27 protein-coding genes, 1 pseudogene, 1 riboswitch and 1 other annotated feature are annotated in these 24,441 nt (G+C 27.8%); of the genes and pseudogenes, 26 read left to right on the forward strand and 2 right to left on the reverse strand.

Annotation, left to right across the window (positions count from 1 at the left end; all coding sequences use genetic code 4):
* Window positions 1–14 precede the first annotated feature (14 nt).
* The 9 genes from AACL10_RS01015 to AACL10_RS01055 all read left to right on the forward strand — a co-directional run bounded on the left by AACL10_RS01015 (window position 15) and on the right by AACL10_RS01055 (window position 6,022).
* Window positions 15–1,118, forward strand: a complete 1,104-nt coding sequence (locus AACL10_RS01015) for a MupG family TIM beta-alpha barrel fold protein (protein ID WP_338985386.1) — start codon at window positions 15–17, stop codon at window positions 1,116–1,118.
* A gap of 2 nt (window positions 1,119–1,120) precedes the next feature.
* Window positions 1,121–1,396, forward strand: coding sequence for a hypothetical protein (locus AACL10_RS01020; protein WP_338985387.1), 276 nt, complete (start codon window positions 1,121–1,123; stop codon window positions 1,394–1,396).
* 128 nt (window positions 1,397–1,524) lie between these two features.
* Complete coding sequence (locus AACL10_RS01025; protein ID WP_338985388.1) at window positions 1,525–3,372, forward strand: PTS transporter subunit EIIC; 1,848 nt, start codon at window positions 1,525–1,527, stop codon at window positions 3,370–3,372.
* 48 nt (window positions 3,373–3,420) lie between these two features.
* Window positions 3,421–3,630 carry a hypothetical protein gene (locus tag AACL10_RS01030; RefSeq protein WP_338985389.1) on the forward strand — a complete coding sequence of 70 codons (210 nt, stop codon included), beginning with the start codon at window positions 3,421–3,423 and terminating at the stop codon, window positions 3,628–3,630.
* Window positions 3,631–3,638: 8 nt separating this feature from the next.
* Window positions 3,639–4,316 (forward strand): hypothetical protein, encoded by a 678-nt coding sequence (locus tag AACL10_RS01035; protein ID WP_338985390.1) that lies wholly within the window; start codon window positions 3,639–3,641, stop codon window positions 4,314–4,316.
* 188 nt (window positions 4,317–4,504) lie between these two features.
* Window positions 4,505–5,035 (forward strand): translation initiation factor IF-3, encoded by a 531-nt coding sequence (gene infC / locus AACL10_RS01040; protein WP_338985391.1) that lies wholly within the window; start codon window positions 4,505–4,507, stop codon window positions 5,033–5,035.
* A gap of 19 nt (window positions 5,036–5,054) precedes the next feature.
* Window positions 5,055–5,249 carry a 50S ribosomal protein L35 gene (gene rpmI, locus AACL10_RS01045; protein ID WP_101780500.1) on the forward strand — a complete coding sequence of 65 codons (195 nt, stop codon included), beginning with the start codon at window positions 5,055–5,057 and terminating at the stop codon, window positions 5,247–5,249.
* A gap of 18 nt (window positions 5,250–5,267) precedes the next feature.
* The gene (gene rplT / locus AACL10_RS01050; protein ID WP_101780501.1) at window positions 5,268–5,633 is read left to right on the forward strand and encodes a 50S ribosomal protein L20; all 366 of its coding nucleotides are present in this window, start codon (window positions 5,268–5,270) and stop codon (window positions 5,631–5,633) included.
* A 68-nt stretch (window positions 5,634–5,701) separates the two neighbouring features.
* Window positions 5,702–6,022 carry a hypothetical protein gene (locus AACL10_RS01055; RefSeq protein ID WP_338985392.1) on the forward strand — a complete coding sequence of 107 codons (321 nt, stop codon included), beginning with the start codon at window positions 5,702–5,704 and terminating at the stop codon, window positions 6,020–6,022.
* Window positions 6,023–6,048: 26 nt separating this feature from the next.
* Here the strand turns inward: AACL10_RS01055 and trpS are convergent, their stop codons facing one another.
* Window positions 6,049–7,062: a tryptophan--tRNA ligase gene (trpS, locus tag AACL10_RS01060; RefSeq protein ID WP_338985393.1), complete on the reverse strand. Its 1,014-nt coding sequence runs from the start codon at window positions 7,060–7,062 to the stop codon at window positions 6,049–6,051.
* A gap of 97 nt (window positions 7,063–7,159) precedes the next feature.
* Between trpS and AACL10_RS01065 the strand changes: the two genes are divergently transcribed.
* Entirely contained in the window at window positions 7,160–7,960 is an 801-nt protein-coding gene (locus AACL10_RS01065) for a hypothetical protein (protein WP_338985394.1), read from the forward strand.
* Entirely contained in the window at window positions 7,960–8,319 is a 360-nt protein-coding gene (locus AACL10_RS01070) for a hypothetical protein (RefSeq protein WP_338985395.1), read from the forward strand. Before AACL10_RS01065 ends, AACL10_RS01070 begins: the two co-directional genes overlap by 1 nt.
* A 7-nt stretch (window positions 8,320–8,326) precedes the next feature.
* Here AACL10_RS01070 and AACL10_RS01075 read toward each other — a convergent pair whose 3' ends face one another.
* Window positions 8,327–8,629, reverse strand: a complete 303-nt coding sequence (locus AACL10_RS01075; RefSeq protein WP_338985396.1) for a rhodanese-like domain-containing protein — start codon at window positions 8,627–8,629, stop codon at window positions 8,327–8,329.
* A gap of 181 nt (window positions 8,630–8,810) precedes the next feature.
* On the opposite strand from AACL10_RS01075, the gene AACL10_RS01080 reads away from it, so the two are divergent.
* The 15 genes and pseudogenes from AACL10_RS01080 (at window position 8,811) to AACL10_RS01150 (ending at window position 24,413) form a co-directional block, all read left to right on the forward strand.
* Complete coding sequence (locus AACL10_RS01080; RefSeq protein WP_338985397.1) at window positions 8,811–10,526, forward strand: ribonuclease J; 1,716 nt, start codon at window positions 8,811–8,813, stop codon at window positions 10,524–10,526.
* A 91-nt stretch (window positions 10,527–10,617) separates the two neighbouring features.
* Entirely contained in the window at window positions 10,618–13,563 is a 2,946-nt protein-coding gene (locus AACL10_RS01085; protein ID WP_338985398.1) for a DNA translocase FtsK, read from the forward strand.
* A 58-nt stretch (window positions 13,564–13,621) separates the two neighbouring features.
* Window positions 13,622–15,388, forward strand: coding sequence for an excinuclease ABC subunit UvrC (gene uvrC, locus AACL10_RS01090; RefSeq protein WP_338985399.1), 1,767 nt, complete (start codon window positions 13,622–13,624; stop codon window positions 15,386–15,388).
* 63 nt (window positions 15,389–15,451) lie between these two features.
* Window positions 15,452–15,925, forward strand: coding sequence for a transcription elongation factor GreA (greA, locus tag AACL10_RS01095; RefSeq protein ID WP_338985400.1), 474 nt, complete (start codon window positions 15,452–15,454; stop codon window positions 15,923–15,925).
* A 48-nt stretch (window positions 15,926–15,973) separates the two neighbouring features.
* Entirely contained in the window at window positions 15,974–16,852 is an 879-nt protein-coding gene (gene rsmI / locus AACL10_RS01100; protein ID WP_338985401.1) for a 16S rRNA (cytidine(1402)-2'-O)-methyltransferase, read from the forward strand.
* Window positions 16,853–16,901: 49 nt separating this feature from the next.
* A complete protein-coding gene (locus AACL10_RS01105) occupies window positions 16,902–17,186 on the forward strand; it encodes a hypothetical protein (protein ID WP_338985402.1) in 285 nt (94 codons plus the stop codon).
* A gap of 79 nt (window positions 17,187–17,265) precedes the next feature.
* Window positions 17,266–17,344: a sequence feature (ribosomal protein L21 leader region), on the forward strand.
* A gap of 7 nt (window positions 17,345–17,351) precedes the next feature.
* Window positions 17,352–17,645: pseudogene (gene rplU, locus AACL10_RS01110) on the forward strand (50S ribosomal protein L21); the annotation flags it as partial.
* A 147-nt stretch (window positions 17,646–17,792) separates the two neighbouring features.
* On the forward strand, window positions 17,793–18,104 hold the full coding sequence (locus AACL10_RS01115) for a ribosomal-processing cysteine protease Prp (RefSeq protein ID WP_338985403.1): 312 nt from the start codon (window positions 17,793–17,795) through the stop codon (window positions 18,102–18,104).
* A 1-nt stretch (window position 18,105) separates the two neighbouring features.
* Entirely contained in the window at window positions 18,106–18,396 is a 291-nt protein-coding gene (gene rpmA / locus AACL10_RS01120) for a 50S ribosomal protein L27 (protein WP_101780515.1), read from the forward strand.
* A 50-nt stretch (window positions 18,397–18,446) separates the two neighbouring features.
* Window positions 18,447–19,301 carry a J domain-containing protein gene (locus tag AACL10_RS01125; protein WP_338985405.1) on the forward strand — a complete coding sequence of 285 codons (855 nt, stop codon included), beginning with the start codon at window positions 18,447–18,449 and terminating at the stop codon, window positions 19,299–19,301.
* A gap of 11 nt (window positions 19,302–19,312) precedes the next feature.
* The gene (locus AACL10_RS01130; RefSeq protein WP_338985407.1) at window positions 19,313–20,665 is read left to right on the forward strand and encodes a Sapep family Mn(2+)-dependent dipeptidase; all 1,353 of its coding nucleotides are present in this window, start codon (window positions 19,313–19,315) and stop codon (window positions 20,663–20,665) included.
* Window positions 20,666–20,860: 195 nt separating this feature from the next.
* Window positions 20,861–21,700, forward strand: coding sequence for a 30S ribosomal protein S2 (rpsB, locus tag AACL10_RS01135; protein WP_338985408.1), 840 nt, complete (start codon window positions 20,861–20,863; stop codon window positions 21,698–21,700).
* A gap of 11 nt (window positions 21,701–21,711) precedes the next feature.
* A complete protein-coding gene (tsf, locus tag AACL10_RS01140; RefSeq protein WP_338985409.1) occupies window positions 21,712–22,587 on the forward strand; it encodes a translation elongation factor Ts in 876 nt (291 codons plus the stop codon).
* 1 nt (window position 22,588) lies between these two features.
* Window positions 22,589–23,284, forward strand: a complete 696-nt coding sequence (locus AACL10_RS01145; protein WP_338985410.1) for a hypothetical protein — start codon at window positions 22,589–22,591, stop codon at window positions 23,282–23,284.
* A gap of 53 nt (window positions 23,285–23,337) precedes the next feature.
* Window positions 23,338–23,432, forward strand: a riboswitch (TPP riboswitch).
* Window positions 23,433–23,459: 27 nt separating this feature from the next.
* Entirely contained in the window at window positions 23,460–24,413 is a 954-nt protein-coding gene (locus AACL10_RS01150) for an energy-coupled thiamine transporter ThiT (protein WP_338985411.1), read from the forward strand.
* Window positions 24,414–24,441: the final 28 nt, after the last annotated feature.

A 24,441-nucleotide genomic window follows, 5' to 3' on the forward strand; every position in this document is an offset into this window, starting at 1 on the left:
TAGTGAGGTAATTTATGAAAAGACAACTAGGAATATCAATATATCCTGAACAATCAAATTTTGAAAAGGATAAAGAATATTTAGACTTAGCAAAATCATTAGGTTATGAGGTGGTTTTCACAAGTGCGTTGCATTTTGTGGGATCAGAAAATGAAAAAGAAAAAGCAGCAATGGTTTTAAAATCAATTAAATATGCAAAAGAAATTGGTTTTTATACAATTCTTGATGTTGAATATAAATCAATGGAACTAATAGGCATTAGTGTAAATGACGTATCTAAATGTAATGAATATGGTATAGATTGTTTGAGACTAGATTCTCCAAGTTTGCCATTCGAAATAGCAAACATAACACACAATAAATTTGGAGTAGATATTCAATTAAATATGTCTAATAATGACAGTTTAATTGATAATGTTATGGATTTCAAACCAATAAAAGAGAGATTAAGTGGTTGCCATAACTTCTATCCTTTAGAATACACTGCGTTACCATTTGATTACTTTAAAGAAGCTAATAAAAGGTATTTAAAACATAATTTACCAACAGCTGCATTTGTTGGAAGTCACTTTGGTGAAATGACAACAGCTGTGGGTTGAAAAGAATTACCGACTTTAGAAGAGCAAAGAAATCTTTCTGTGTCTGAACAAGCCAAATTACTTTTCTATACAAATGAAATTGGTTTAGTTATAATTGGTAATGCCTATGCAACAAAAGATGAATTAATAGAGCTTTCTGAAATAGATAGATATGAAATAACTTTAAATATAAAACCACTTTATGAATTAAGTGAAGATGAAAAAGGAATTTTGGAATTTGAACATTTCAGAAGAGGAGATATTACAGAGTACTTTGTAAGATCTACTTTTTCTAGAGTTGAATTTAAGAATTCATCTATTGAACCAAAAAATACAAAAAAAACTTACAATAAGGGTGATGTTGTAATAATAAATAATAATGACATTAAATATAAGGGTGAATGTCATATTATTGCAAAAGATAACTTTGAAGATAAACAACAGAAATATAATTGAATCGGTACTATAAAAGAAAGCGAAAGAAGACTAATAGAATTTATTGGTCCATGAAATCACTTTAGATTTGGAATCGAGGAATAAATATGTTATTAGTGCAATTAAATAGTGGGATGAGTGAAGCAACTTTTTGAACTTTACTAGCATTTGGCTTGGTGGGTTTACTTTTAGGTATTTTTTCAACAATTTTCTTTATTAATTTTAAAAAAAATAAAAAAGTAGAAAAAGACTCTTTTAAAACAATAACAACGAAATTTAAAATATTTAGATTTTGACAATATTATGGAATATTTACTTTAGCAGCCGTTGGTTACCTAATGGCATTGATTTTCCTGGCAATATGCTTAGGAGAGATAATCTAGTAAAATCGTTTTATAAAAAAAAAAAAAAAAATAATTTTTTCCAATTGATAAAAATATTTATGGAAAAAATTATTTTTTTTATTTAAATAGTATAAAATTATTTTGTAAAAAGAAAGGAAAAAAAATAAATGAATGAAAAAACTGTCCATTTAACTAATGAAAAAAAGTTAAAGACAAAAAGAGTCAAAAAAAATGACGATTCAGGTAGTGGTTCTTGAAGCAAATTTTTAACAATGTTACAAGAACTTGGAAAAACATTGCAATTCCCAATTGCGGTTCTTCCGTTTGCGGCTATTTTGAATAGGTTTGGTGCATTAGGTATTCAATTTTCAACTAATCCAGATACTGGTGAGATAGTTAACCAATTTGGATATTGAATTTCATTGATTATTCAAAAACCTGGTTCAATACCTTTTGATAATCTACCACTGTTATTTGCAATAGGTTGTGCTTTTGGTTTAGCTAAAGATCATAGGGGAGAAGTTGCTCTTGTGGCTGTAATTTTCTATTTATCAATAGCTGCTCTTACTGGAGAGGGAGCATTACCACAAATGATATATGGTAATGTTTTAACATCAAAACAACAAGCAACAAATTGAGTTGATCCTAACGGTTTAAGCCATTGAAAAGAAGGTGGACCAGGTGTTTGATCACAGTTGTTATATGTTATAACAAAAACACAATATAAAGGTGAAAATATTGAAGGTTTAATAAATGGAGAATCATACAATACTGGAGCAACTTATGTTTTAAATATAGGTGTTCTAGGAGGTATTGTTGCAGGTTGTATGTCTGCTTATTTCTACAATAGATTAAAAGATATTAAATTACCTGCTGCTTTATCATTCTTTGGTGGGCGTAGATTTGTACCTATGGTTGCATTAGCGGCTGCAATACCTACAGCTTTTGCTTTTGCAATTTTATGACCTTGAATCCAATTTGGATTAATAAAATTTGGTACTGCGGTTGCTGATCCAACTAATCCAGCCGTTGCCATTCCGGGAACAACTATATATGCAATATTGAATAGATTATTGCTACCATTTGGTTTACACCAAATTATGAATACATTCTTCTGATTCCAAATGCCTGTAGAAGGAATTAGAATTGCTTCAATAACAGGATCACCTTTAGGTGAAGGTGTAAAAGAAATTGTAAATGGAGATATTAATGCTTTTGCTAAAGGTATAAACACATCAGGTTTATTCCAATCTGGTTTCTTCCCAATCATGATGGGTGGTTTACCTATGGCTGCTGTGGCTATGATTATGACTTCAGACAAATCAAATAGAAAAGAAATAGCAGGATTCCTAGGTGGTGTTGCTGGTGTTTCATTCTTATCAGGTATAACTGAACCATTGGAATTCTCATTTGTGTTTATTGCTCCAGTTTTATTGGGAGTTCATGCAGGACTAACAGGTTTATTTATGGCTGTTACAACAGCTATGAGAATACAAATAGGATTTGGATTTAGTGCTGGGTTTATTGATTATGCAATATCATTTGCACAATCATGAGGTATGGCAAATCAATCTGCTAATAGCGGATTTGAATCAGTTATAGCAAACCCTCTATGAATATTAGCCTTAACTGCAGCGGCAGGGGCTACTTACTACTTTGTATTCTACTTTACAATAAAAGGTATGAATTTATCAACTCCAGGTAGAAATGTTGAAGGTGTTGCTAATACAGTTAAAACTACAACAACAAAAGACAAATCTTCAAAAGGAGATAAATATGATGTTATGGCTTCTAAAATAGTTGAAGCTATCGGAAAAGACAATTTTGTAAGTATTGATAATTGTGCAACAAGATTAAGACTTGTTTTAAAAGACAATTCAAAAATTGATGATGCATTAATTAAATCAGCTGGAACATATGGTATAAAACGATTGGGAACTGAAAGTTTACAAATTGTTATTGGACCAGATGTTGAACATGCTGCTAATGCTTTGAAAAAAATTGTTCAAATTTAGTTTAAAATAAAAAAAGAAATGTAAACATTTCTTTTTTTTGGAGGTAATATGGCTTTTAATTTTGATAAAGATACGGATTGAATATTTACTTTTTGCAAAAATTGTTGAGAATTCAAAAAATTTGTATTTTCTAAACCAGTTAACTTTGAAACAAAAGATTCTTATAAAGGTATTTGTGTTAATTGCAAAAAAGAGCAAAGAATTGATTTGAAGGAGGCAAGAGATTATTATGATCATTTAAATGATCATAATAATTAATTTAAGTTATGGATAAATTCCCTTGATGAGTTATATTAATAATTATTTTGGTACTTTTAGTTCTATATTTTGTTATACCTTGAAACAAAATTAATTCTAAACGAAAAGAAAAATCTGATTTGGTAAATGAACCAAAAGAATATATTGACTCTGAAGTTGATAAAAAAGTTAAAGAAGCCAAAGAAAACCCCAATAATAAGCCTTTGTTTGGTATTTATAATTGATTTGGTAAAAAAGAGGCATTGAGATTAAAAACTATTGTATATGTACAACCCGAAGAAGATAGTTGTGAGTTATGTATACCATTTGAAAATAAAATACTTTCTCTTGAGCAATATGATAATCAATATTTAACGATGGGTGAAGCCATTTCAAAAGGTTATCATCACATTGGTTGTAAGCATATAGATATAGATTATTTCCCGGGAACAACAATTATTCCTGACAAAAAAATTAGTGAAGAAGAACAAATCAAAAAACACAATATAGTTTTGGGTTTATACAGACTTGAAAATGATATTAGAAATTTAAAATATGAATATGATAATGTTAAATCAACTGAAGAATTAAACTTAAAAATAAATAAAAAATCTGAAGAAATAGATCTATATTGCAAAAATAATAATATTAAACGCAATATAGAAAGAGAAAATCCAAATATTTCAGATCTTGAGAAATTTAGATAATTATTCAAAAAAAGTTAACATTTTTAAAAAACTATAATATAATAATTAAGGTTTAAAGAAAGAAGCGCACAGCTCACCGTAATTTGTAAAGAAACGGTAAAAACTTATTTATTATTCATATATAAAATAAATAAATTTTAAGTGTGCTCCTAATCTTTTAACGGCACACTTTTTATTTTGGAGGAAAAATGGCAGACAATAGAAATATAAAAACAGATTTTGTAAACAGAGAAATTAGAGCTAAACAAGTTTTAATTATCAATGATGATGGTACAAAAAATGGACCACTTAACAAATTTGAAGCTTTAAAATTAGCAGAAGAAGCAGGTTTAGATCTACTTCAAGTGGGTATGCAAGATAATGCTACAGCTATTGCTAAAATACTTGATTATGGTAAGTTTAAATACGAACAAAAACGTAAACAAAAAGAAAACAAAAAGAATCAAGTTAAAGTTGAAAACAAAGAAATTCGTTTAACGGTAGGAATAGGTGACCATGATATGGACACTAAAGCTAGAAAAGCAAGAGAATTCTTGCTTGCTGGAGACAGAGTTAAGATTTCATTAAAATTCAAAGGAAGAGAAATCACTTTCCAAGAATTTGGTAAAGAAACATTAGATAAATTCTTCACAAGAATTGAAGATGTTGCAAAAATCGAAAAAGAAGCCAAACTAAATACAAGATTCTTAGATATGTATGTAATGCCAAAAAAAGGTTAATTATAGGAGGAGAGAATTTATGCCAAAAATGAAGACAAAAAGCTCTTTAGCAAAAAGAGTTAAGAAAAATGGTGCAGGTAAATTAAAAAGAGGTAAAGCTTATAGATCTCACTTAGCACAAAATAAATCAACAAAACAAAAAAGACATCTGAAAAAAGCAACTTTCGTCTCAGCTGGAGATATGAAACGTCTAAAAGGATTATTACAAAACTAAAATAGGAGGTAGAACAATATGGCAAGAGTAAAATTTGGTAAAGTAACTAGAGCAAGAAGAAAACGTTGAATTAAAAGAGCAAAAGGTTACTACGGAACAAAAAAAGCAAACTATAAAAAGGCTCATGAACAAGTTGTACGTTCTATGGCTTATGCTTTTGTTGGACGTAAACTTAAAAAACGTGATTTCAGAAAATTATGAATTATTCGTATAAATGCAGCTGTTAGACCATTAGGATTAAGTTATTCTAAATTCATGAATGGTTTAAAAATTGCAGGAATCGACATTAACAGAAAAATGTTATCTGAATTAGCAATTCACGAACCTAAACAATTTGAAGCAATCGTTGCTTCATCTAAAAAAGCTTTAGATTCTAAAAAATAATACAAAATGAGCAATAAGCTCATTTTTTTATTTATGTTAAAATCTTTTTGTACTCAAAGGAGAATGAAATGGCTAAAGTATTAGAAAATAATGAGATTGAATTTTCAAAAGAAGATATAAGTTATGCTTGAGAAAACTCACCAACACTTATAAATAAAGAACCTGAAGGTTTTAGAATGTGTTTTATTTGTAAATTCTTTATGATAAAAGAAAACTTTCAAGAAGGTGAATTGGCTTGAGTTTGCGAATTCATTGACTTAAAGAAATTTAGTTTAGAGAAAGAAAACATAATAGCTGTTCATCCTGGATGCAGAGAATTTAGGCATAAAGATGATTGCACAAAAATAATTAAAAAAATAAAAGCAACACAATGAAGTGCTGCTGAATAAAAAAAGATGTTTTAATAACATCTTTTTTATTTTCTCTTATAATTTAGTCCAGTTAGATTTTGAACTTTAGTTAATTTTTTTCTAGCAATTTTACGAGCTTTTTCTGCTCCTTCTTCTAATCATTTTTCAACTAAATCAGATTCGCTTAATTCTTTGAATCTTGCTTGAATCTTTTCTAGTAAATCAACAACAACTTCAGAAACTTCTTCTTTTAAAACGCCATAATCTTTTCCTTCAAAGTGTTCTTCTGTTTCTTCTATTGATATGTTTTTTAATGCTGAATAAATTGTCAGTAAATTACTTACTCCTGGTTTGTTTTCAGGATCAAACTTAATTAAGTTTTCAGAATCAGTTACAGCTGATTTGATTTTCTTTTTAACTTCGTTTATATCGTCTAAAAGTGCTATAAAACTTTTTGGATTAGCAGCTGATTTAGACATTTTCTTAGTTGGATCTTGTAAGTCCATTATTTTAGAACCGATTTTTGGAGTATATTCACCAGGTATTGTAAACATTTCTCCAAATTTATTATTCATTCTTTCTGCAATATTTCTTGTTAACTCTATGTGTTGTTTTTGATCTTTACCTACAGGTACAAATTCTGGATCATATAATAAAATATCTGCAGCCATTAAAACTGGATAAGTTAATAACCCTGTTGGTATAAATTCAGTTCCATTTTCTGATTTAACTTTTGTTGATTTATCTTTGAATTGAGTCATTCTTTGTAATTCCCCAATTGTAGTATTACAAGTAAGAATTCAAGCTAGTTGAGTATGTTCTAAAACTTCACTTTGCACAAAAACTGTTGATTTTTCTGGGTCCATTCCACAAGCAAAATACAAAGTTACCATGTTTTTAATGTTTTTTCTTAACACTTCTTTTTCAATTGGTGTTGTTATTCCGTGTAGATTAGCTACGAAAACAAACATTTCAAATTCATCTTGTAGTGCAACAAAGTTTCTCATTGCTCCTATGTAATTTCCCAATGTCATTTGACCTGTTGTTGTTATCCCAGATAACATTCTTTTTTTATCCATAATTCTTACTCCTTGATTTACATTTAATATTATACAATCTTTATATATTTTTCTTTTAAAAATAAGTAAAATTAATTATAGTTTAGAGGTGAAATTGATGTTTTCATTTAGCATAATTAAAAATGACTATAAAACAACAGAAGAAGTTGTTTCAAGTCTTAAAGAAAAACTTGAATTAAGAGGATGAATTTATAATGAGTTAGATCCAAATTATGTTTTCATATTTGGAGGGGATGGAACCTTTTTAAAGGCGGTTTCAACTTATAAAGATAAAATAAATAATATTGAATTTGTTCCGTTTAAATCAGGAGGAATTGGTTTTTACACTAATAAAAATAGGGTAGAAAAATTAGAAGATACAATCGATTCTATTGAAAAGAAAACATATCAATTAAATGACTTTGAATTATTAGAAGTTAAGACTCAAAAAGAAAACTTAATTGTTGCAAATGAGGTAAAAATTCTAAATGAAAAAAACCCTTTATATGTAGAAGTATATGTAAACGATGAATTTTTGGAAAAATTCCATGGAACTGGTATAGTTGTTTCCACTTCAAATGGAAGTAGTGGATATATGAAGTCTGCTGGTGGAGCTGTTATCTTAGCAAAGGACAGTCAAATTTATCAAATGCAAGAACTTGTTCCGGTCAGTACAAATAAGTTTAGAACATTAAATGCACCATTAATTTTAAATGATCAACACACTTTAAAATTCAGGTTTGAAAAAAGTTCAAAAGAAATAATGATAATAGATACTGTAGAATACCAACTTGATGATTTAGAAATTGAAATAAAACCATCTAAAACTAAAATTAAAGTTGTCAGTGATTCTCAAGCAACAAGTAAAATAGAAATACTAAGAGATATCTTTATAAAGGATAAGGAAGTTATAGAATAATGAATACTATAATATATATAATTTTAGGGATTGCATTCACAATATGTTTTATTTCATTATTTGCTTATTTTTCAATAACTAGAATTGTTAAAAATAAAAAAGATAAATATGGAATAGATAGTGTTGAAAGAACAGAAACTATTTACAATAAGATATTATTGGAACTTGGAACAATAGAAAATATTGATAGTGTTAATGGTGAAAAAATAAAAGTATTATCGATGCAACTTGTTAATATAGATAATTTAAAAAAACTAAAAATAAAAGCTGAATTTATAGAAAAAGAACTAACTCTTATTTCTAAGGAATTTTCAATAAAACTATTCATTAAAAGACTTAAAGATGAATTAAAAAAATAAGATATTACTATCTTATTTTTTTATTGTAGTTATAAATTCCACCCTTTAAAGTTCTTGCATCATAACCCAATTGATTTAAAAAATTAGCAACTTGACCACTTCTATTACCTGCATTACAAACAGTAACGATAGGTTTTTTATCTGGATTAAACTCATCTAAATATTTTTTAAAGTCATCTAAAAATTGATCAATATGAATATTAACTGCTCATTCAAAATGAGGTAGCATTTTAAATTCAGATCTTGTTCTTACATCAAGTGTAAAAAATTTATCCTTATTTTGAGCATACTCTTCCACTGAAATTAACACTAATCCACACCCTCTTTCAAAGATATTTTATTCCTTTATATTGAAAATAAAACAACATTTTTTAATCAAAAACTTTACTTTAACTTTAAATAACTTATAATTAGAGAGTATTTAAATCTGGTTGACGTTTAAGAAAACAAACTAAACAAATAATAAAAACTAAAGAAAAGGAGAAATAAATATGGCAGATATTAAATTTATGGCCCTTGGTGGTCAAGACGAAAGAGGAAAAAATATTTTTGTTATCAGTGTTAATGATAACCTATATATATTTGATGCAGGGATTAAATTCCCTGAAAGAAGTGTTTTAGGAATAGATGTAATAATACCTAACTTCGAATACTTAAAAGCTAATGCTAAAAAAATTAAAGGAATATTCCTTTCAAATCCAAGTTCAAACAACTCTGGCGCAATAAGTTATATTTTAAGAGAGATAGATGTACCGGTTTATTGTAATGAACTTACAACTACAATATTAAAATACAGAAACATGAAATATAGAATCAAAAACAGAGAAAACAACTTCAAAATAATAAATCATAAAGATGTTGTTTCGTTTGGTGATGTTAAAATTGAAGCCTTTAGAACTACAGCTGCTTTCCCAGAATCATTTGGATTTGCAATGCATACTGAAGATGGTGTTATTGTTTATGCTGGAGATTACATAATTGATGGAAATGAGCAATCATATTTTTCAACAGATATGAATCACTTAAACCAAATAGCACAAAAAGGTGTTCTTGCTTTAATTAGTGATGCTGAGTATGCTTCAAGAATCGGTTATACAGTACCAAATCACAGAATTGATAAATTCATAGCAGCTCCTATGAAAGACAAAAAAAGACGTTTAATCTTAGGAATGTTTGAAGAGGACGTATTTAAATTATTTGAAATAATTAAACAAGCTAAAGCAAATGATAGAAAAATAGCTGTATATGGAAAAACAATTACAAAAGTAGTTGAATCAAAAGTAATACAACACAGTTTACAAATATCTGAAAAAGATATTATAAGTATTGAAGAATTTATGAAATCAGAAGACGGAATATTAATGTTAACTGGTGCAGGAGATCTTCTTTACACAAGGCTTGCTAAAATAGCTGCAGGAAATGATGATAAAGTGGAATTTACAGAAAATGATACAATTATATTAGCAACACCTCCAGCAGCTGGAGTTGAAAAAAGACATGCAGAAATCTTAGATGAACTTGCAAGAACTAATGCTAAATTAATTTCATTAAGTGATAAAAATATTTGATCAATGAGAGCTAGTTATGAAGATATTAAATTAATGACTAGAATAATGAAACCCAAATCATTTATACCAATAAAAGGTTTATACAAAGACTTCTTAAGTGCAGAAAGAGCTGCAATTGAAGCTGGGGTTGAAAAGAAAAATATTCAATTAATTAATAATGGGCAAATTTTAAAAATATCTGAAGAAGGTAAATTAATTATCGCATCTGACTCAATTAAAACAGCTGATGTTTATGTTGATGGTATAGGTGTTGGAGATATTGGTGCTGTTGTTTTAAATGAAAGAAAACAATTAGCAACTGATGGAGCTGTAATAATTGGAGCAAATGTTAACAGCAAAACTAAAGACTTAATTTCCTTAATTGATATACAAATGCGTGGAGTTATTTACATTACTGAAGAAAATCCAATTTTCAAATTAATGCAAAAACAAATCATAGATATTTTAGATAAATATAAAAATGAATCTAAAACAAATCCAAATGCATATGATTTAAATGCAATTAAAAAAGAAATAGTTTCAAGAATTAGAACAACTCTAAAACAAGAAACTGGTAAACAACCAATAGTGTTAGTTATTATTAATGAATTAGATGGTTCATTCTTTGAACCAAGACAAAACAAACCAAGAAACTCATAGTAAATATGAGTTTTTTTTATTAATTGGTTAGAAAAAAACCACAAAATATATTAAAATCATATGGTAAGGGCAAAAAAACAAAGGTGAAATCATGAATAATTTCAATGGGCAAAATAATCAAAATGATAATGACCGCACAAGAGCTTTTACTATTCATAAAAAACAAAGAAAAGCTGATTCTGTTTCTTGAATAGTGTGTGCTTTATTATTATTTTTCATAAACTTAATGTCAATAGGGAGAATTACCATAGTTGGTCAATTCATAGATGACATAATTTTTAATTTACCTTTTGGATGATTTAAGTATTTCCTATACTTACTATTCTTCATCATAGACTTTGCCATCTATTTCGGTATTAAATTTAAACCTAAAAAAAGATTTATAGCAATGGTTGTATTAACTTGAATAGTTCTTTGCTGAATAATATCTTCTATATTGTTTATAGTTGCTCACCATGTAAGTCCAGAAACTTTCAAAATAGAAAAAGTTTGATCACCTTCAATATTAAAAGACTCTGTAGCTTCTTATTTAAGTAATTGAAAAGCTAACTCATTATTTACAGAAGGTAATGGAGATATTTGAATTGCAGATCCAAGTACTTACTTTACTTTTTGAGCTGGTGGAGGATTAATTGGAACAGTTCTTTCTGGTATTGCAGCATATACTTCAATTTACTTTGGATTAGTAATAGCAATTTTATTTTTCTCATTAGATATGATTTGAATATTTACTGGAGATGCATTTTATTTCTTAAAACCAAAAGGAAAAAGAACAGGAAGCAGACTTAGAATCCTATCTTTAAAAAATGATAGAATGAATAAAAATGCATTTTCAAAACCTAAAAAGAAAAAAAGAAATGGTACTATTTTTAGCATAATAAATTTAGAAGATGATGAGACATTCGATGAAAGACAAATATTAGCTTCTGTTAAAGAATCTGATATAACAATTGAACTTCCAAGTTTTAATAGACACAATGAAAGAAACATTTATGAAGAAGTTAATACAGACTTCTATAATGATGACTTTGCAAATTTAGAATTGGAAAGTTATAACTATGAACAAAATTATAAGGATGACTATATTCAACAACCAAACCAAGGTATGAATAGAGTTGTGGATTTTAACTTGGATAAAGTTAGAGAAGAAGCTAAATTTAGAGCTGAATCAATAATAAAAGAAGAACCAATTTATACTCCTTTAAGAGATAGAGTGAATGATTACGAATTTGATATTCCTTTACCTAAGGAATCAAAATATGGTCAAATTTCTACTGAACAAGCTAGAGAACAATTAGCAAAAGAAACTAATATAACTCCTTTTGGTGCAAATGGTAAAACTCAAGAATTAGTTAAATCAAAAACTAAAAAAGACAAACATGATGATAGTTTGAATGGTCAAATTACTTTAGATCATTTTATAAGTGAGTCTAAAAAAGAAAAAGAAGAAGAGAAAAAAAGAATTGAAGATTATGGAGATTACACTTCTCCTATGCAAGAAAATCTTGCAAGAAGTATAGTTTATTCTTCAAATGTATATCCTTCAAGAAACAGTTATAATAATTCTCAGACAATTGAAGTTAACACTAATAAAGCTGTTGAAAGAGAACAATTTGTAAATGATGCTTATCAATTACCTTCAATTGATATTCTTAAAGAAAGTTCTATCAATTTAAGAGCTCAAGAAGAAATTAAAATGGCAGCTAAGGAAAAAGCTGAAAGAATTAATGAAACATTTAGACAATTTGGTGTTAAAGCTTCTGTTAAAGATATGAGTATTGGACCAAGTGTTATTAAATTTGAAGTTCACCCTGAACCAGGAACCAAAGTTAACAGTATTACTTCATTAGAAAATGATTTAAAACTAGCATTAGCAAGTCAAAATGTTAGAATTGAAGCTCCAATTCAAGGTAAAGCTGCAGTTGGAATTGAAGTTCCAAATGATAATCCTGAAGTTGTTCCAATGAGAGGTGTTATTGAAAGTACACCAATTGTAAAAATGGGAAACAAACTATTGTTTGCAATTGGTAAAACAGTAACAGGAGATCTTCTATTTGGTGAATTAGATAAAATGCCACACTTACTTGTTGCTGGATCAACAGGTAGTGGAAAATCAGTTATGATAAATGGTATTATTTCATCAATTCTTATGAGAGCAAAACCTCATGAAGTAAAATTCTTGATGATTGACCCTAAAAAAGTTGAATTATCAGTATACTCTTCAATTCCACATTTACTAGCACCTGTTATAAGTGATATGAATATTGCTAACAGTGCTCTTAAAAAAGTTATAAATGAAATGGAAAGAAGATATGCACTATTTACAACTCATGGAGTTAAAAATATAGCAGGATTTAATGCAAAACAAACTTCATCTGCAAGCAAAATTCCTTACTTTGTAATAATTATCGATGAGCTAGCAGACTTAATGATGACTTCAAACAAAAAAGATGTTGAAGAATCAATAATGAGACTTACTCAACTTTCTAGAGCTGCAGGTATTCACTTGATAGTTGCAACTCAAAGACCTTCAACAGATGTTATTACAGGAGTAATTAAATCTAATATACCTGTAAGAATAGCTTTTTCAGTTACATCTGCAATTGATTCAAGAACAATTCTTGATTCAGGAGGAGCTGACAAACTTATCGGTAGAGGGGACTTGTTATATACAATCCCTGGAGGAAATTCACTTGTAAGAGCACAAGGAGCATTTATAAGTGATGAAGAAATTGAAAACTTAGTTAGACATTGTTCTAGTCAACAACAACAAGTATTTGAAGCTGAATTCTTAAAAGAGGATGAAGAAGATTACACTGTGTCTGTGGGTGGTTCAAGAGACTCTATGTTTGATGAAATAAAAAATTATGTAATAAGAAGTCAAAAAGCTTCTACAAGTTTAATTCAAAGAAAGTTCAATATCGGTTACAATAGAGCAGCTAGAATAATTGATGAACTTGAAATGAGTGGTATTATTGGACCACAAAATGGTTCAAAACCAAGAGAAGTTTACATTAAAACTGAAGATATATATTAAAATCAGCAAAATAAAAAGCTGATTTTTTTATGTATATAATAAAGTAGAGGTGAGATTTATGGACAATATAGTTAAAAATTTACCAGAAAAACCTGGATGTTATTTATATAAAAATAAAGACAATAAAATAATCTATGTTGGTAAAGCTAAAAACTTAAAAAAGAGAGTTTCTAGTTATTTTAATAAAGCTCACAACTTTAAAACTACTCAATTAGTAAGAGATATAGTTGATATAGAAACAATAGTTACTGATAATGAAAAAGAATCTTTGATCCTTGAACAAAATTTAATAAAAAAATATAGACCAAGATACAATATCGTTTTAAATGATGATAAAAAATACCCATATATTGCAATAACTAAAGAAAAAGATCCTGTTTATGTATATACAAGAAACTATGATAACAAAAATCAAATATCTTTTGGACCTTTACCAGATGGAACAAGTGCTAGAAATATATTAAAGACATTAGAGAGAATTTATCCTTTAAGAAGATGTAAAGGTAATTTAGGAAAGCCTTGTATTCATTTTCATATTGACCAATGTTCTGGAGCTTGTTTTAAAGATGTTGAAAATAGTTATTATGAAAATCAAATAAACAATGTTAAAAACTTCTTTAATAGAACTAATGATGATTTTAAAAATAAATTAGAAGAAAAAATGTTCATTGCTTCAGACAATCTTCAGTTTGAAGAAGCTCAAAGAATAAAAGATATCATAAGTCACTTAAATTTTTCTGTAACAGAGCAATTTGTTGATTTTAATGACAATTTAAACAGAGATGTTTTTAATTACTATGAAACAGAAGAATATATATCATTTGTAGTTTTATTCTACAGAAGCGGAAAATTAATATTAAAAGATCAAGTTATCATCAAAAATAAATCACAAGACATAGAATCTCTATTTGAGAACTTTATTATGCAAATATATGCAAAGAATATGTTGCCTGACTATATAGTTATTCCTCAAACTCTTGAAAACACAAGTTTACAATTATTATTTAAAGATAAAATAACTTATGGAAATGATGAATCAAGTCTAAAGATTTTAGAGCTTGCTAAAAATAATGCTCAAGAATATATAAGACAAGAAGAATTATATAAAAGTCAAAGATCAATAAGTAAAGAAGAACTATTAGATAAATTACAAAAAACTTTAAAATTACCAAAATACCCTTATCATATAGAAATGTTTGACGTTGCAAATATTTTAGATGAATTTGTAACTGGGGCAATGGTTGTTTTTAAAGGTGGCCAACCAAGTTTTAATGACTTTAGAAAATATAATATCATCATTGAAGAAAAAGGTGATTTTCAAAGAATGCAAAACATGATATACAGAAGATATCAAAAAGATTTGGGACAAGAAATCAATTTACCAGATCTTATAATTATGGATGGCGGTAAAATCCAAGTTCATGCTGCTAAATCACAATTAGAATTATTAGATTTAGACATACCCGTGATTGGATTAGTTAAAAACGATAAACATAAAACAGAATATATTTTAGACACTAATGAACAAGAAATCATATTAGATAAATCTTCTGAAGAATTTAAGTTTTTAGAATTAATTCAAAATAGAGTTCACAACTATGCAATAGCAAGTTTCAGAAAGAAACAAGCTAAATCATTTTCTAAAGATGATCTTTCTTCAATAAAAGGTATTGGAGAAAAGATGATAAAGAAAATTAATGAATTATATCCTTCAAGAATGGATTTTTATAATGCTTCTCAAGAAGAAATTAAAAAAATAGTAAAAAAAGATGAAATAGTTATTGCTGTTAAAGAATTAAAAAATAAAATAGAAAACAAAAAATAGAATAATATACCCATTTTATTAGAAAAAATGTATAATATTCTAGTTAAATAAAAGGGGATTAATATGACAGATAAAGATATTATTTTAACAGCTGAAGGGCTACAAGAATTAAAAGACGAATTAGCACATTTAATTAACAATGTTCGTCCACAAGTTATTGAAGAACTTGTTGAAGCTCGTGCACAAGGGGATCTATCAGAAAATGCTGATTATGATGCTGCAAGAAATAGACAGGCAGAAGTTGAAGCTAGAATTAAAGAAGTTGAAGCTATGCTTTCTAAAGCAAAAATCATTGAGGACACTAACTCAAAAAATAAAGAAGTAAAAATCGGAAGCCAAGTTACATTTACAAGTCAAAAAACTAAAAAAGATATGACTGTAAAAATTGTTGGTGCCATTGAAGCTGACCCATTTGAAAACAAAATCTCAAACGAATCACCATTAGCAAAAGCTATGATGGGAAAAGTTGTAGGAGATTCAGTTGAAGTTAGAGAACTTAAAGAACCTTACAAAATAACAATTAAAGAAATTAAATAATTCGACCTAATAACTTTATTAGGTTTTTTTATACAAGGAGGAACAACTATGTTAAAAATTCAAAGTACTTTCAAAAATGATTTACCAACAATTTATTTAGTTGGAACTCCAATAGGAAATCTAGATGATATCTCAAAAAGAGTAATAGAAACATTTGAAAAAGCAGATGTAATTTATTGTGAAGACACTAGAGTTAGTTTTAAACTATTTGAAAAACTGAAATTAAATAAAAAACTAAAAGCACTACATAAGTTTAACGAATACTCAATAAGTGAAAGTTTTATTGAAGATATAAATAAATATAAAAATATAGCTGTAATAAGTGATGCTGGGGTTCCTTGTATTAGTGATCCGGGAGCAATTGTTATAAAACAGGTTTTAGAATCAAATGTTGAAGTTAACATAACTTCAGTTAACTGCGGACCTGCATATGTTCATGCAATAGCGTCTTCTGGTTTTGTTGCTAGAAGAAATCTATTTTTAGGATTCTTAGATAAGAAAAATATTGAAAAAGATATCAAAAAGATAATGGGTGAACAAAAAAATGAAGAAGTTATAATAACTTTTTATGAATCTGTTCATAGAATTCAAGCAACTTTAAATCAGTTATCACTAATAATTGATAAAGATACTAAAGTTGTTTTAGCAAGAGAGCTTACAAAGTTAAACGAAGAATATCTAAGGGGAAGCATCTCTGAAATATGTGATTATATAAATGAAGACAAATTAACTTTAAAAGGTGAGTTTTGTGTTGTTATTGATTCTGAATTCAAAACAGAAAAAGGATCACAAATTGATATGTTAAAAATAATATCAGAAGTTGAAGAATTAATTAAAGAAAATATAAGTAAAAAAGACGCTATTAAAACTATCTCTAAAAAATATAATGTTAATAAAAATGAATTAACAAAACATTTTTATAAATAACTATATTTTTGCATATTTATAACGATATAAATATCGGGAGGTTTTAAATATGCAAAAACTAGATTTAAATAAAAAAAGAGAAATTGTAGGAGGTAAAGGGATAACTGGAGCCTTATTGAGTGGGGTTGGCAATGTTGCAAAAGGTGCTTCTGATTTATTCACAAACACTTTAGGAGCAATTTCAACAACTGTATTTACAGCAATTTCTCTTGGTAAAAATGATAAATTAGAAACTAAAATTGGTAACTCAACATTTAAAACAGACAACACAAGTTCTAATAAATTAAATATTGAAGCTGATTCAAAAGTTCCTGATGTAGTTAGTTTATTCTAGGTCTTTAAAGACCTTTTTTTATTAAAAAAATAGAAAAAATCTTATTTTTTATATTAATTTAGTATAAAATTATTTAGGTTGCTAGTTTCAACCGCACTTTGTATGTCAGCAAGTAGTTTGAAAAATAACTCACATGCAAGGCGAGTCTAGACTGGAGGAATAAAGATGTTCGCAATTATAAAAACAGGTGGAAAACAAATTAAAGTTTCAAAAGATGACGAAATCTACGTAGAAAAATTAGAAGTTGAAGAAGGTAAAAAAGTTACTTTTGATGAAGTTCTAATGATCGATGGAACAGTAGGATCACCTTTAATCAAGGGGGCAACAGTTACAGGAACTGTTGTTAAACAAGGTAAAGGTAAAAAACTTAGAGTTGTTAGATACCACCCTAAGAAAAACGTTAACAAAGTATATGGTCACAGACAACCTTATACAAAAGTTAAAATTGACGCTATTTCATTAGGTGGATCAAAATCAACAACAGATTCAGCTGAAACAAAAACTACAACAACAGCTCCAAAAGCTGCTGCTGCACCAAAAACTACAACAGCTACAAAAGCTGCTGCACCAAAAGCTACTACAGAACCAAAAACTGAGGAATAGTAAATGGTAAAAGCTAAGATTGTTGAAAAAAACAATAAAATAAATTCATTTGTAATAAATGGACATGCAAATACTGGTGAATATGGCCAAGATCTTGTATGTGCTGCAATTACTGGAATAGTTACTGGAGCATTAAATGCATTAGATATTAAGTTTAATAAAAATGTAAAAATAAATGTTGCAGAAAACGAAATAAAAATAGAGGTCACTAAAGAAGATGATTTACTAAATCATTTGTTAGACTTTATGATTATTCAGTTAGAAACTATTAGGATACAATATCCAAAGAATTTTAAAATAGAAAGGATGATTTAATATGCGTTTCTTATTAGGATTACAATATTTTGCTTCTAAAAAAGGGGTTGGGTCAACTAAAAACGGACGTGACTCAGAATCTAAACGTTTAGGAGCTAAAAAAGCAGATGGGCAATTCGCTAATGCTGGTTCAATTATTTTCAGACAAAGAGGAACAAAAATCCATCCAGGTGCAAATGTTGGACGTGGTGGAGATGATACATTATTCGCTTTAGTATCAGGTATCGTTAAATACCAAAGATTTGGTAAAAACAGAACTAGAGCTGTAGTTATTCCACAAGAATCTAAATAATAACACAAAGCTCCATTAGGAGCTTTTTTTAATAAAATGGGGGTAAAAGGATGTTACTAATATTAATGGGAAGTTTATCTTTTATAACTATTATTTTTTTAACTTTTTCTATATTAAAAAAACTTAAAAATAGTGATAAACAAAATGATAACAAACATATTAAAAAAGATTTAGAAAAATTTAAGATTATATTTCAAAATCAATCAAATAAAAAGGTTTATATAAATGAACTAAAAATACTTGAAAATTTTAATAAATTCCCTTTTATGAGTGAATTTAGAGAAATATATAAACAATATCCAAGTGATAGTTTAATATCTTCTTTAAAACATACACAAGAAAGTTTTTATCAATATTGAGCAAATAAGGAATTTGATTTCTTTATAATTTTCGAGAAGTTATCTAAGCAAAATTTGGTTATTTTTTCATCAGAAAGTTTAATAAAGGTATATAACCAATTTTCTTTTGAAATATTTAATATATATACAAGTACTTTTATTCAAGAGGTTATACCCTCTATAATAGCTAAATACGAAAATAAAAGTTATAAATTATTAGATTCAAATAGAATAAATGATTTTATAGATGAAGAATTTATGAAATTCTGTTCTGAAATAGATAAAATTATTGTAGCTATAGAAACTCAACTTTTATTTGGATCAGAAGGCTCAAATAATTCTTCGAATGGCGAATTCATTGACAGATCAAATGATGAAAAATTAACAAATGCTTATAAAGTGCTTGAAGTTTCTCCTTTTGATTCGGATGAAAAAATAAGAAAATCATACTTAAAGTTAGCTAAAACTTATCATCCAGATAAAAATAAAAAAGAGTTTGCAAAACAAAAAATGGCAGAAATAAATGATGCCTATGATGTTGTTTTGAAGGAAAGAAAGAAAGATTAAGGTAAATTAAAATGAATGTAGAAAAAGAAATATTACTTGGTCAATATTTTGATCAAGCTTTAGAAGAAATAAAAAAAATTGTTGCAATGCCATCATATAGAAGAGATTTAACTTATGGAGCTCCAGTTAATGAAGACACAAAAAATGTTTTAAATCATTGTATAGACTTATTCAAAGGTTTTGGTTTTGAAACATTTATCGCTCCAGATTATAGATATGGATATGCTGATTATGGTACAGGTGAAAAATTATTCGGAATTATTTGTCATTTAGATGTTGTTCCTGCTGGAAACATAGATGAATGAGAAACTAATCCTTTTGAACCTGTTATAAAAGATGGAAAATTAATTGGTAGAGGAACTTTTGATGATAAAGGACCTACTATGATGAATATTTTCGCATTTAAATATTTAATAGATCATGGATTTAAACCAGATTACAAAATTAGATTTATATTTGGTACAAGTGAAGAAACAAATTGAGAATGTATGGAAGCATATGTTAAAAATGAACAATTATGTGATTTAGGATATGTTCCAGATGGACATTTCCCTGTTGTATATGCAGAAAAATGAATTGCAGATGTTGATTTAATTGGTAACTTTGAATCAGAATTTGAACTAAGTGGTGGAGAAGTTTACAACGCTGTAAATGACTTAGTTAAATATAAAGGTCCTAAACAACAAGAAATAGCTTCATGATTAAAAGACAATGGAATTGACTCATATGAAAGTGAAGGATACTTATTTGTTAAAGGTATTTCAGCTCATGGTAGTTTACCATTTAAAGGAGTATCTGCTTCTACTTGATTATTAAAAGCAATAGATGCAAATGGTTTAAAACACCCATTAGCTCAATTTGTAGCTCAATATGGTCACTTAAACTTTGATATGAAAGAAATCTTTGGAGATATTTCAGATGAAACTGGAGATTTAACAGCATGTAATGGTATTGTTAATGTTTCTAAAAATGACTTTAGATTCACAATAAACTTTAGAATTCCTTGCACAAGAGATCCTAAAAAAGATGTTGTTGAAGTTTTAGAAAACTTTGTTAAAGACAAAGGTTTGGAAATGAAACTTGGTTCTATTGAAGATAGAGTTTACTTCCCTAAAGACAGTGATGTAGTTAAAAACATTATGGAAGTATATAAAGAAGTTACTGGGGATTTAAATGCTGAACCAATTGCTATTGGTGGAGGAACATTTGCTAAATCAATGCCAAACATGATTGCGTTTGGGGCTGAATTTGACTTAAATGATTCAACAATGCATGCTTACAATGAATATGTAAAAATAGATGACTTGAAAAAAATGATGGAAATCTATGCAAAATCACTTGTTAAATTAACAAAATTAAAATAATGCTTAAAAGCATTTTTTTTGTTTAAAAGCATAATTAAAAAATGATATACTATACTTGTTTGTATATTTATTTTGGGTATGCAATCACATTTGGGAATTTTAACTCCCAGTGCCTATTAACTTTAATTAAAATAGGTGGAGTTATTTAGAACCATAATGGAAGACTAACGAATTAAAATGAAGGGAGCCTTAAACATGGCAAAAGACTTAACAAGAGAACAGTTATGAGACGCTGGAGCTCAATTTGGACACCAAACTAAACGTTGAAATCCAAAAATGAAACCATATATTTATGGAGCAAAAAACAAAAATCACATTATTGATTTACAACAAACAATTTGAAGATTAGAAGATGTTAAAAAATACGTTACTTCAATTGGACAAAAAAAAGAAAAAATTATTTTTGTAGGAACAAAAAGAAGTGCTAAAAACGCAGTTAAAGAAGCTGCGTTAAGAAGTGGAAACTTCTTTGTTAACTCAAGATGATTAGGTGGAACTTTAACTAACATGAAAACTATTTCATTAAGAATTAAAGCTCTATGAGATATTGAAAACGAAGAAAAAACAGGAAAAATTAACTTAAGACCTAAAAAAGAACAAATTCTAATTAAAAAAGAAAAAGCTAAATTAGAAAAAACTTTAGGTGGAATTAAACAAATGCATAAATTACCTGCAGCAATGTTCGTAGTCGATCCAAAAACTGACGAAATTGCAGTTAAAGAAGCAAGAAAATTAAGAATTCCAGTTATCGCAATCTGTGATACAAACGTTGACCCAGATATGGTAGACTTTGTAATTCCTGCAAATGATGATATTCAAGAATCAGTAAACATTATTACTAACTTCATAGTAGATGTATATGCTGATGCAGCTGGAATCAAAATGCAACCAAGTAATTTAAAAGTTGTTGCACAGAAAAAAGAAGACAGAGAATACAATGGTGAAAGAAGAAACTACACACCAAGAAATAATGATGCAAATGGTGAAAGACCAGCATACAAAAAACCTGCAGTAAAAAAAGAAGAAACTAAATAGGAGAGATCAAAATGGCAGTTACACCACAATTAATTAAAGAATTAAGAGAAATGACTTCTGCTGGAATGATGGACTGTAAAAAAGCTTTAGAAGCTACAGACGGAAACATCGAAGAAGCAGTAGTTTGATTAAGAGAAAACGGATTAGCAAAAGCAGCTAAAAAAGCTGACAGAGTTGCTGCTGAAGGGGTTTCATTTGCTAAAACAAATGGGAAAAGAGCAGTTGTATTTGAAGTAAACTCAGAAACTGATTTCGTTTCAAAAAATGATAAATTTATGGCATTAATCGAAAACATCGGAAATGCTTTATTAGACTCAAGCGCTTCTACTTTAGAAGAAGCTTTAGAAGTTAAATTATCTTCAGGACAAACTATTCAAGAAGCTTGTGTTGAAGCAACAGCAACAATTGGAGAAAAAATTGAATTAAGAAGAATTGCTGCAGTTGAAGGTGGAAAATTATCAATTTATAACCATGCAAACAGCAGAATATCTGTATTATTAGGATTTGAAGGAGATATCAATGACGAAGATGCATACAATGTATGTATGCACGTTGCTGCTATGGCACCTAAATATCTTGCTGAATCAGATGTTCCTCAAGAATTTAAAGATCAAGAAATGCACATTATCAAGGAAACAACTGACTTAACAGGAAAACCTGAAAATGTAGCAGAAGGAATCTTAAAAGGTAAACTAAACAAAAAACTTGCAGAAGTTACTTTACTTGCTCAAGGATTTGTTATGGATGAAAAACAAACAGTTGGAAACTTTATTAAATCAAAAGGTGCAACTTTAAATCAAATGTTTAGATTTGAAGTTGGAGAAGGAATTGAAAAAGTTACAACAGATTTCGCAGCAGAAGTTGCTGCTCAGTTAGCAGGTAACTAATATGAATTCATTATTGGTTTCAGTTAGCAATAATAATTTATTGATATTATCAATAGTATTATTATTGATAATACCTCTTGCTTCAATTTCATCATGATACCTAACTATTAAATTTAAAAAATCTAAATCAGAAGTTAAATTTGCTAATATTGGCTTATTATCTGGTATGTTTGTTTTACAAGGATTATCAATAACAACAGCTGTTTTATCATTACTTTCTTGCTTAGGAATTTTAATTCCAAATGAATCAGATCTTAATGAAACATTGCTAATTGTTTTTATTGTTGTATCAATAGTTTTATCAGCAGCTTGATTCTTAATGGTTATTTTCTTTTCAAATCAAATATGATTCTATATTGATAATGAAGAAGGGAAATTAGTAACTTTAGGAGAAACAATTAAGTTATCAAAAATTACAAAAATAATTGAAGATGACGAAAAAAGTTCAGTTTATGTAAACTATTTAGAGGGTAGAAGAACACTTAAAAAAATTAAATTTAGTAAAAAAACAACTATTGGAATGTATTTTTTAGAAAATGCATCTAAAACTGGTTTTAAATCAGAAAAGGGTACAGAAATGAACTACTTCAAAGAAGAAGTAGCTAAAATTAGAGCAACAGCTTTAGAGACTTCTAAAAAAGAATTATCTAAAGAAGCTAAACCAAAAGAAACAGAAAATAAAAAAGAAGAAAATTAATTTCTAAACACATTTTAAATGTGTTTTTCTTTTATTTAAATATACAATTATTATGAAAAAGGCAGAGGTAACTTAGCAATAAGTTTGAGAAATACTCTTAGAACCTGATCTAGTTAATACTAGCGTAGGAAGTCCTTTAAAAAGACAAGTTCTGCTTTTTTCATGGAGGAAATTCATGAATAAGAAAATATTTATATCAACTATAATAGCAACTTCTTTTAGGAACTTAATATTTTTAGCTTTAATAATTTGAGGTACTTTAAGAATAATAAACTCAGGTGTTCCTGGTGAAAGTGGAACCTTAGAAACACCTTTAGGAAAAATAATAACTATAAGTTTTTGTTTTTCTTTTATATTCATAATTTATCTACTTATAAATATATCTTTATTAATAAATTATTATTATTTTGGTTTTCAACAAAGCAAAATAATAATTTCTCTGTCTATAATCACTTTAAATATAGAACTATTATGTTGTTATTTTATTCAAAATAATAAAAATAAAGAAAGAACTAAATTTAAATTTACTAAAATAAACATTTATGAAATAACAGTTATAGCTGTCTTACTTGCTTTTTACTTTGTAATTGGTTTTGTGACTAGTTTGATACCACCAATGCCATTCTACATAACTTTAAGTTTTAAATACATTCCCTTATTTTTTGGAGCATTTATATTATCTATAGCAGGTTCAGCAATACTTTGTTTCCTGGCTGCAACACTAACTGTGTTTATACCAGGAGCAAGCATCCAATTCTGACAATTTATTTTTGATTATTGATTATCGACATTTATGATTTTTATAGCTGGTTTCTTTTCACCCACAGTAAAATCTAATAATGTTTTTACAAAAATAGCTATATGATTTTCTTTTATAACTTTCCCGATTATAATACTTTATTTTTCAAGAGTAACTTCAGGAGTTGTGTATTGACTTAATCCAAATGTTAACAATGAAATAGGTTTACCTGAATTTGAGTGATCAAATTCAATAGGCTATTCATTTATATATAACTCAATTAACACAATATTTGACTACGTGTTGTTGATAATCTGTGTTCCAACAATGTGTGAAACTTTATGGAGTGTAAAAGATAGATTATCTGTAAATAAACAATTAAATGACTAAAAAAACCCATATTTTTTCCAAAAAATAT

Origin of the sequence: Spiroplasma endosymbiont of Diplazon laetatorius (genome assembly GCF_964019625.1) — a bacterium.
GTDB lineage: Bacteria > Bacillota_I > Bacilli_A > Mycoplasmatales > Mycoplasmataceae > Spiroplasma_A.